Raw genomic sequence first — 8,719 nt, 5'->3', positions numbered from 1 at the left:
GCGTTCACATCCCCAGCAACATCCGAATAACGCGATGTTCAAACCGGCGCATCAGCGCTTACAGGAGCGGGAAAGCCATGAGCCTAGGAACCATTCTCATCATTATCCTCATCATTGCGCTGCTTGGCGGCTTCAGCGGCCTTGGCGGCGGTCCGTTCTACGGAACCGGTTATTATGGCGGCGGTGGTCTCGGGCTCGTTCTGCTCATCCTCATCGTGCTGGTTGTGCTTGGGCGGATCTAGCCGCGCTGCTCGCTCGATTGACTTCGGGGCGATCGCAATCTCGTGACCGCGTCGGTGCCTGTCGCGCACCTGATTGTGATGTGTGCGGACCTGCTTGTGATCCGGCTCGTTTCGAAATTTTGTAAAGTAATCGCGGTCCACACCCCCCGTGGAAACAAGAGGAGAGGGTCCCACCCCTTGTCCTCCTCCAAGGCCCGCTGCGGTTAACCGGAGCGGGCTTTTGCTTGATGGGGCGAGGGAACCGGCTTGCGTCGATGCCGTTGAGTTACGGAAGGCTGCCAATGCCCATGACGCCGCGGACAACACTCTGCGAAATTCGCGATGATCTTCACGTCCCGTGGCGGATCGTGGCGGGATCGCGGTCCATCCAGGGGATCGATGCATTGATTGGCGCGGCAGAGGCCATCAAGGTCATCCGCCGCATCGACCGCCATGCCTGAACAGAAAAAGGATCGCGATGAAGGTCGAGGCATCGTGGTAGCGGCTTTACGCCGCTCGCGGCACCCGTGAGGTGAACGTCGCCCGGGTGACCGACACGCTGGTGCCGTTAGTGTCGCTGATAATTTCCACCTTGGCTTCCAGCTGTTTGACCAGCGCCTCCACGATGGCTGTACCAAGCCCGACGGTCGGTAGGTCGTTGGCGATCTTGCCAACGCCATTGTCCGAAACCGTCAGTTTCCAGTCGCTGCCCGCGGTCTCGTAGCTCACCTGGATGTGAGCGCCGGCCTTCTCCTTGGGAAAGGCATATTTGATGGCGTTCAGCACGAGTTCGGTGACGATCAGGCCGAGGCTGACGGCCCTTTGCGAATCCATCCTGCCGCCTTCGGCCGTCACGGTAACCGTGATCGGCTGGGTTTCGCCGACCATTGACGAGGCGAGGCTGCTACACAGTTTCGGAAGGTAAGAGCCGACATCGATCTCCTCGATGCCGGCCGAGGTGTGGAGATGGCGTTGCACCTCGGCCACGGACAGAACGCGCTGATGGGCATCCTTGAGATGCTGGCGTGTCTCTTCCGACGTGACCGAGCGTGCCTTCAGCAACAGGATCGAGGCAATGATCTGCAGGCTGTTGGCGACCCGGTGCTCCATCTCGCGCAGCAGGACGTCTTTCTGCCGAAGCAGATCTTCGGTGCGGCTGAGCAGTTCTTCCTTCTCCCGCTCGATGATACGACGGGCCGTTATATCATTGAAGGCGAGAAGGATGGTGATGGCCGGACTGTGGTCGTAAAGCACCTTGCGGGCATTGAGCAGCATGGTGCGGCGGCCAATCTGCGGGAAATCATGCTCGACCTCGAAATCGTCCATGGCGGTCTTCTCGGGAATGATCGTCTCCAGCAGCAGGCGAAGTGCCGGAATATCCCACTGACCGTCGCCGAGCGCGTAAAGCAGCGAGCCTTGGGTCTGCTGCGGGTCGACTTCAAATGTGTTGTAGAAGGAGCGGCTGGCCGCCAGCACGCGAAACTGTTCGTCGAGGACGAGAAACGGCTCGGTGATCGTATTGACGATCGCTTGCGCCAGCGTCTGCGCGTCTTCGATATTCACGATGGGTTGAAACATGGGCACAAGCCAGACGAGCGGCATTTTGCCCCTCCAACCATCAGCACTATACCTTTGCCCAGGTGTTGTCGCGAATTGAATCCGCCGGCACGATGATGTGATGTCGTACATCGTCCCTAAAAAAGGCGGGCACTTGGCCCGCCTCCGGCCCGTTCTATTCGGGCATTCGCCCAAATCCTGCTACGTCAATTCGCACCGCCGAGCTGCTTGGTCATCTTGCAGAAATTGTCATGCGACTTGGCAATGGCCTCGTCGCCGCATTCCTTCATCATGCCTGCGCGGTCTTCTTCCTTCATGGCCATCCATGCGACCTTGAATTCCGCCTCGGACTTCATGGTCTTCATCCCGGCATCGGTGAAGAACGGCGACATCTTCGCCGGATCGTCGAGTGCCGACGTTCCGGTGGCACCGCCGGCAAGTGCGGCGCCAGTCATCATCGCAAGCGCCATCGCGCCCATCGTGAGCATCTTGAGGTTCATTTGGGAATTCCTCTCTGTCGAGGTCATTGGAATAAACGACCTGCAGACAAACGAGATCGAGAGAAAACAGTTCCTTCAGATGAATATATATTAAAACAATGTTCTATTTCGCCGGCTTTGCCGCCAATCGATCATTCCATATCAGGTACGTCGCCGCTGACGAAGAGCGTGTTCGGCGGGCCGTATTCGCCCAGCGTCGGATCGGCCTCGCGGCTCCAGGCGATAACGCCGGCATGCTTTGCCGCCAGAGCCCTGGCGGTGCGTATGGCGCGGTCCTCGCTCTGCTGGTCGGCGGGTCCAAAGGCTGGGAACAATTCGCCATCCTCGCCGCGATCGAACGCGACCACGACGATCAGCCTTGGATTTTCTGGCCACTGGAATCGGACATCTTGCACCTTTGGCGCGGAACCTATCACAATACAGGGAATTGGGTCGGCACGTTCGATTTCGGAGGTGGGGTGGTGCAAGACCAGCGTTTCGATGAGCCGGTCAGGATTGCGCTCGGCCGATCGCGAAACTCGATCTTCAATGTGGAGAGGGTGGCTCAGGCTGCCGACATCCTGATGAACCGCTGGCCGGTTGTGACCGGGCAAAGGCATATGGTTGCCCGCAAGGTCTGCCTGGCCGTGCTTGAGGGCAAGAAAGAAGCCTCGGCGGCACGGGCGGCATTCATCAACGCAGCGATCGAGGCGGACATCCTCGTCGAGCCCCGTGAGGTGTCGATACCGTAGCGTGTCCGGTCAAGCTTGAATCAAGAACTGGCGCTATCCTCTTGATTGATTGCGGTCTTTTCGGTTGATCGGTGGTCGGTTTCTCGGAATCCGTATGCCGGCCTGTCGTCGGCGGTTTTGCAGGCATTCCGCAACGTTCGCGCCCGTTGGCCTGCTTTTGGATCCCGTTGACACGGCGTCCGTGGATATATATTGAACAGGATTATACAGGTTCACTGAACAGGTACCCATATGAAGCGGCGCGCGGTTCAACTGTCTCCCGGCACGGGCAAGCCCGAGCAGATCGCCACCGTCCTCGAACATGAGATCCGCTCCGGCGTTCTCGGCTTCGGCGACCGCCTTCAAAGCGAAAACGAACTCGTCCAGCGCTTCTCCGTCAGCCGCAATACGGTCCGCAAGGGTCTCGAGGAACTGTCCAGCCGCGGGCTGATCACCACCAAGGTGGGCATCGGTTCGTTCGTCACCTTCGACGGTAAGCCGGTCGATGACGCCATCGGCTGGTCGCGGGCGTTGGCCGATGCTGGCGCCAATGCCGAGACGCGGACGCTGCGGCTGGAGGTCATCGAGGACACTGATCTGGCTGCGCTGCTTGGTATCGAAAGCCCGTTATTCATTGCCGTCGACCGGGTGCGCACCAACGCCAGTGACGGCCATGCGATCTCTATCGAGCGCAGCCGGCTGCCATTGTCACTCGAGCTTGAGGACGTACCGTTGCGCGGATTGCGCGAGGGCTCGCTGCACCAGACGCTGCGCGCCGCCGGCCTCATTCCCGACCATGGCGAGGAATGGGTCGAGATCGAGATGCTCAATGCCGAGGATGCGGCCATCCTCGGCTGCCCGCAAGGCACGCCGTTCCTGCGCGGCCGCCGGCTGACGCGTGCGGCCGATGACCGGCCGATCGAGTATGTCACCAGCCTGCTCAATCCGGCGCATTTCGCGCTGCATATGAGGTTCTGAGCGATGTCGGATGCAACCAGCAAGGCCATTGATCGCGCCATGGGCGCACTTGTCGGCGGGGCGCTGGGAGACGCGCTCGGTATGCCGACGCAGCTTCTGTCACCGGCCCGCATTGCCGAACTCTACGGCCATGTCGAGGATTTCATCGCGCCTTTCGCCGATCATCCGGTGTCGAAGGGACTGGCTGCCGGCACCATCACCGACGACACCGAGCAGGCGCTGCTGCTCGGCCGCATTCTGGTCGAATCCGGCGACCGCTTCGACCACGCGCGCTGGGTCAATGCACTGCTCGACTGGGAGCGCGAGGTGAAGGCGCGCGGCAGCTATGATCTGCTGGGGCCGTCGACCAAACGAGCCATCGACGCCATCAACAATGGTGTGCCGGCCGAGGAAGCAGGACGCAGCGGCGACACCAATGGTGCGGCCATGCGCATCGCGCCTGTCGGCATCATGATGCCGCTCGAACCCTTGGAGGCGTTCGTCGCCAAGGTGGCGGAGACCTGCCGGGCCACGCACAACACCTCGATCGCCATCGCTTCGGCTGCAGCCGTCGCTGCCGCGGTCAGCCGCGGCGTCGCCGGTGGCGGTTGGCGCGATGCTTCCGCCAGCGCCGTCGCGGCGGCGAGGCGAGGGGCGACGCTCGGCCATTGGGTCACCGGCGGCGACATCGCCGCACGTATCGTCTGGGCACAGGACATCGTGCGCGGCAAGGCGATCAGGGATGCGATCCGGCTGATCACCGATCTGGTCGGTACCGGCGTCGCCAGCCAGGAATCGGTTCCGGCTGCCTTCGCCGTGCTGGAAGTCGCTCGTGGCGACCCTTGGCAAGCAGCCATCATCAGCGCCAACCTCGGCGGCGACACCGATACGATCGGTGCCATCGCCGCCGGCATGGCCGGCGCCTGCAGCGGTTTTTCCCGATTGCCGCAACAGCACATCGCGCGGCTTGTCGGCATCGACATGTCAGAGGTTCGCGCACTCGCCGCCGACCTCGTCGCGGCAAGGCTGGCGAAAACCGGTTCCGGCAAGGATGCCGCGGCATGAGCGGGCGTCTCGTCCATATCGGTAGCGCTGTGGTCGACTATGTCTACCGCATCGATGCCTTGCCGGCGCCCGGCATGGAAAAGACGGCGTCGAGCTTCGCCCAGGTCGCCGGCGGCGGCTTCAACATGATGGTCGCGGCCAGCCGAACGGGCATGCAAGTGGTGTTCGGCGGCCAGCTCGGCAGCGGGCCGAACGGCGACTTCCTGCGTGCTGCTTTCATGGCCGAGGGCATCGCGACGCTGACGCCGCCATCGCCCTTGATGGACAGCGGCAATTGTGTCGCCATGATCTCGAGCGACGCTGAACGCACCTTCGTGTCGTGGCCGGGTGCGGAAAGCATACTCAGCCCCGACATGATGGAGCCTATTGCGGTTGCGCCGGGCGACTGGGTGTTCACCTCCGGCTATACGCTGAGCTATCCTAAGAGCCGCGATGCGCTCACCGACTGGATCGAGGCATTGCCTGACGAAACACCTTTCGTCTTCGACCCGACGCCGGTCATCACGGACATTCCACGCCCCATCCTGTCGCGCGTGCTCGCGCGAACCACATGGCTGAGCTGCAACACGACGGAGGCGGCCGAAATTGCCGGTCCTGGCGATGTCGAGGGCCTCGCGGCAAGGCTGCTGGGCGATCACTGCCCGAAAGCAGCGGGCGTGGTCATCCGCGCTGGCGCGAAGGGTTGCCATATCCGGTTGGCCGACGGGTCAGCACAGACCATTGCCGGCTTCAAGGTCAGCGCCATCGACACCAATGGCGCCGGCGACACCCATATCGGCGCTTTCGTCAGCGCGCTGGCGCGGGGCCTCCCGCCCTTCGAGGCAGCGCGCTATGCCAATGCGGCGGCGGCCATATCGGTCACCCGCCACGGTGGCTCGTCGGCGCCGACGAACCGCGAAATCCAGACATTCCTGAGCCATGCCGCCGACCCGTCGGATGCAGGCCGGACACAGAAGGCCAATGCATAACAGCTGGAAAGCCTGACAAGCCCGGGAACCGGGCAAACCCACAGAGAGGAACCAACCATGCGCATGCCTGACTTGACTGCTCTGCTGACGGCGACCGCCGTCTTTACCTCCGCACTCGCGTTCGCCGCCAAGGCCGACGAAGTGCATGTGCTCAACTGGAAGGGCTACGGCGCCGACGAGCCGTGGGCCGTCGAGGCGTTCGAAAAGGCAACCGGCAACAAGGTCGTCAACGATTTCTTCAATTCCGAACAGGAAATGCTGACCAAGATCCGGACCAATCCCGGCCTCTACGACGTGGTCATGATCAATGCCGCCTTCAACGACCAGGCGATGGACGGCAAGCTGATCCAGCCGATCGACGTCTCCAAATTGCCGAACTACGCCGACATCAGCAAGGACAAGGCGGGATCGCCGATGCTCGTCCATGATGGTAAGGTCTATGGCGTGCCGTGGGTGTGGGGCCTGACGGCACTCGCCATCAACGACAAATCCTTCGACAAGCCGCCGACGAGCATCGCCGAGATGTGGGATGCCGCCCACAAGGGCCGTGTCGTCATTCGCGACGACGCCGTCGAGGCGGTGCAGTTCGGCGCCATCGCCACCGGCCAGAACATCAACGACATCAAGGATATGGATGCGGTCAAGGCGAAGCTCACCTCGCTGATGCCGCAGATCAAGACCTTCTGGAGCTCGGAGAACGACTGGAACCAGATGGTCGCCTCCAACCAGATCGACATCGGCACCTATTGGAGCGGCTCGGCCGATCGCGCCAAGACGCATTTCAAGCTGCCGGTCTCGCTGGTCGTGCCGCAGGAGGGCGCCGTCGCCTGGCTCGACGCGTTTTCCATTCCGGTCGGCGCCAAGAACGTCGCCGGTGCCGAGGCCTTCATCAACTACATGATCGACCCGAAATTCTACGTCGAATGGGTCACCAAGGTCGGCGCTCCAGTGTCGGCCAACACCAAGGCGGTGGAAGCGCTGCCCGAGGATGCGTTCAACCGCAAGGTCATGGGTGACCCCGAAGTGGCCAAGCGCATCCAGTTCCAGGCGCCGATCACCGACGCGCAGCGCGAAGCCTATCTGGCGCTGTGGCAGCAGCTGAAGGTCGACGTGAAATAAAGCCGACACCCAAGCCAGCCGGCGGTTCGCGTCGGCTGGCACTTCAATCCTGGGGAGGAGGGTATCATGGCAGCTGCGACAGCATCGCGAAACGGGCTGAGATCGGCATTGCCGCTGCTGGCGCCGGCCTATCTCTGGCTGACGGTGGCGATCTTCCTGCCGCTGTCCGCCATGGTCTTTTTCTCGTTCATGACCGAACTGCCGCTGTCGGGAAAGCCGTGGGCATTCACCCTTGGTAACTATGCCGCCTTCTTCTCGCAAAGCCTTTATCTGACGCTGCTGCTGGCCTCGCTGCGCCTTGGCCTCGAAGTGACGTTGTGGTGCGTCGTCATCGGCTATCCCGCCGCTTACGTGCTCGCCAAGGTGCTGAAAGGCCGCAGCCGCGAGGCGATCTTCCTGCTCGTCATCCTGCCGTTCTGGTCGAATGGGCTGGTGCGCATCTTTTCCTGGGCGATGGTGCTGCGCGAAGGCGGCATCCTCGACACCGCGCTCAACGCCATGCTGCCGTTCAAGATCAACATCGACCTGATGTATTCCTATCCCGCCGTCATCATCGGGCTGGTGCATTCCTACGTGCCCTACATGGTGCTGACCTGCTATCTCACGCTGCAGGCGATCGATGACTCGCTGATCGAGGCCGGGCGCTCGCTTGGCGCATCGCGGCTGCAGGTTTTGAAGCGAGTGATCATCCCGCTGTCGATGCCCGGATTGGTCGCGGGCGCGGCGCTGATCTTCGTGCCGGTCGTCGGCTCGTTCATGGAGCCGCGCATCCTCGGCGGCCGCACCGGCACCTTCTATGGCACGGTCATCGAGGACCAGTTCGTCGCGGTGTTCAACTGGCCGCTCGGTGCTGCGCTCTCCTTCATCCTGCTGGCCGTGGTGCTGGTCATCCTGGCAATTGCCTCGCCGGTGCTGCGGAGGGCTGCGTGATGGCAACGACCCGCATCCTCGAATGGCTCGGCCGCCTCTATATCTTGCTGCTGCTCGCCTTTCTTTATCTGCCCATCATCATCATGGCACTGATGTCGTTCAACGTCTCGCCCTTCTACCAATTGCCGTTCGAATGGACGACCGAATGGTATGCCTCGCTGTGGCAGAACGACCAGCTGATCGCGGCGACCTGGAACAGCGTCGAGATCGCCGTCATTACGACCGTCATCTGCGTCGTGCTCGGCTCGGCGGCTTCGTTGGCGCTCTATCGCTATGAGTTCCGCGGCAAGAAGTTCCTGCAGGCGCTGCTGTTTCCGCCGATCGCCATACCGTGGCTGATCACCGGCACGGCAATGCTGATCTTCTTCTTCGGCGTCGGCATCGGCCGCGGCCTGCATGCGATCCTGCTCGGCCATGTCGCGCTGGCGCTGCCCTATGTCATCGTCGTCGTCTCGGCGCGGCTGCAGACCTTCGCGCCGGAGCTGGAAGAGGCGGCCCGCTCGCTCGGCGCCAACCAGTGGCAAGTGACAAGGCGCGTCACGCTGCCGTGGATCATGCCCGGCGTTATTGCCGGCGGGCTGTTTGCGTTTGCCGTCTCGTTCGACCAGTTCGTGGTGTCCTATTTCCTGGCGACGCCGGGGCAGACGACGCTGCCGGTCGAAATCTATGCCGCGATCCGCAAGGGGTTCACG

General features: G+C 62.3%; 12 protein-coding genes. 9 read left to right on the top strand and 3 right to left on the bottom strand.

Annotated elements, in window-relative coordinates:
* The first annotated feature begins 77 nt into the window (after positions 1-77).
* A complete protein-coding gene (locus tag EN993_RS25970) occupies positions 78-242 on the top strand; it encodes a DUF3309 family protein (RefSeq protein WP_082525567.1) in 165 nt (54 codons plus the stop codon).
* Positions 243-523: 281 nt separating this feature from the next.
* The gene (locus EN993_RS37130) at positions 524-682 is read left to right on the top strand and encodes a hypothetical protein (RefSeq protein ID WP_164757812.1); all 159 of its coding nucleotides are present in this window, start codon (positions 524-526) and stop codon (positions 680-682) included.
* Positions 683-728: 46 nt separating this feature from the next.
* Here the strand turns inward: EN993_RS37130 and EN993_RS25965 are convergent, their stop codons facing one another.
* The 3 genes from EN993_RS25965 to EN993_RS25955 form a co-directional block, all read right to left on the bottom strand.
* The gene (locus EN993_RS25965; RefSeq protein WP_127265182.1) at positions 729-1,799 is read right to left on the bottom strand and encodes a PAS domain-containing sensor histidine kinase; all 1,071 of its coding nucleotides are present in this window, start codon (positions 1,797-1,799) and stop codon (positions 729-731) included.
* A 185-nt stretch (positions 1,800-1,984) separates the two neighbouring features.
* Positions 1,985-2,278 (bottom strand): hypothetical protein, encoded by a 294-nt coding sequence (locus EN993_RS25960; protein ID WP_126069669.1) that lies wholly within the window; start codon positions 2,276-2,278, stop codon positions 1,985-1,987.
* A gap of 131 nt (positions 2,279-2,409) precedes the next feature.
* The gene (locus EN993_RS25955) at positions 2,410-2,625 is read right to left on the bottom strand and encodes a hypothetical protein (protein WP_245468965.1); all 216 of its coding nucleotides are present in this window, start codon (positions 2,623-2,625) and stop codon (positions 2,410-2,412) included.
* Between the two features lie 114 nt (positions 2,626-2,739).
* Between EN993_RS25955 and EN993_RS25950 the strand changes: the two genes are divergently transcribed.
* The 7 genes from EN993_RS25950 to EN993_RS25920 all read left to right on the top strand — a co-directional run.
* A complete protein-coding gene (locus tag EN993_RS25950) occupies positions 2,740-3,009 on the top strand; it encodes a DUF982 domain-containing protein (RefSeq protein WP_109661454.1) in 270 nt (89 codons plus the stop codon).
* A 231-nt stretch (positions 3,010-3,240) separates the two neighbouring features.
* Complete coding sequence (locus tag EN993_RS25945; protein ID WP_127265180.1) at positions 3,241-3,966, top strand: GntR family transcriptional regulator; 726 nt, start codon at positions 3,241-3,243, stop codon at positions 3,964-3,966.
* Between the two features lie 3 nt (positions 3,967-3,969).
* Positions 3,970-5,010, top strand: coding sequence for an ADP-ribosylglycohydrolase family protein (locus tag EN993_RS25940; RefSeq protein WP_127265179.1), 1,041 nt, complete (start codon positions 3,970-3,972; stop codon positions 5,008-5,010).
* On the top strand, positions 5,007-5,978 hold the full coding sequence (locus tag EN993_RS25935) for a PfkB family carbohydrate kinase (RefSeq protein ID WP_127265178.1): 972 nt from the start codon (positions 5,007-5,009) through the stop codon (positions 5,976-5,978). The genes EN993_RS25940 and EN993_RS25935 overlap by 4 nt, the downstream gene beginning before the upstream one ends.
* Before the next feature lie 57 nt (positions 5,979-6,035).
* The gene (locus EN993_RS25930; protein WP_013530805.1) at positions 6,036-7,097 is read left to right on the top strand and encodes an ABC transporter substrate-binding protein; all 1,062 of its coding nucleotides are present in this window, start codon (positions 6,036-6,038) and stop codon (positions 7,095-7,097) included.
* Positions 7,098-7,163: 66 nt separating this feature from the next.
* Positions 7,164-8,027, top strand: coding sequence for an ABC transporter permease (locus EN993_RS25925; RefSeq protein ID WP_109660960.1), 864 nt, complete (start codon positions 7,164-7,166; stop codon positions 8,025-8,027).
* Positions 8,027-8,719, top strand: a 693-nt coding sequence (locus EN993_RS25920) for an ABC transporter permease (RefSeq protein ID WP_164757811.1), incomplete at its 3' end; no start/stop codon positions are given. The genes EN993_RS25925 and EN993_RS25920, both read left to right, overlap by 1 nt.

Source organism: Mesorhizobium sp. M7D.F.Ca.US.004.01.2.1 (assembly GCF_003997785.1).
Taxonomy (GTDB): domain Bacteria; phylum Pseudomonadota; class Alphaproteobacteria; order Rhizobiales; family Rhizobiaceae; genus Mesorhizobium; species Mesorhizobium loti.
The sequence above is the reverse complement of the archived record's forward strand: the minus strand, read 5'-3'. Positions and strand labels throughout refer to the sequence as shown.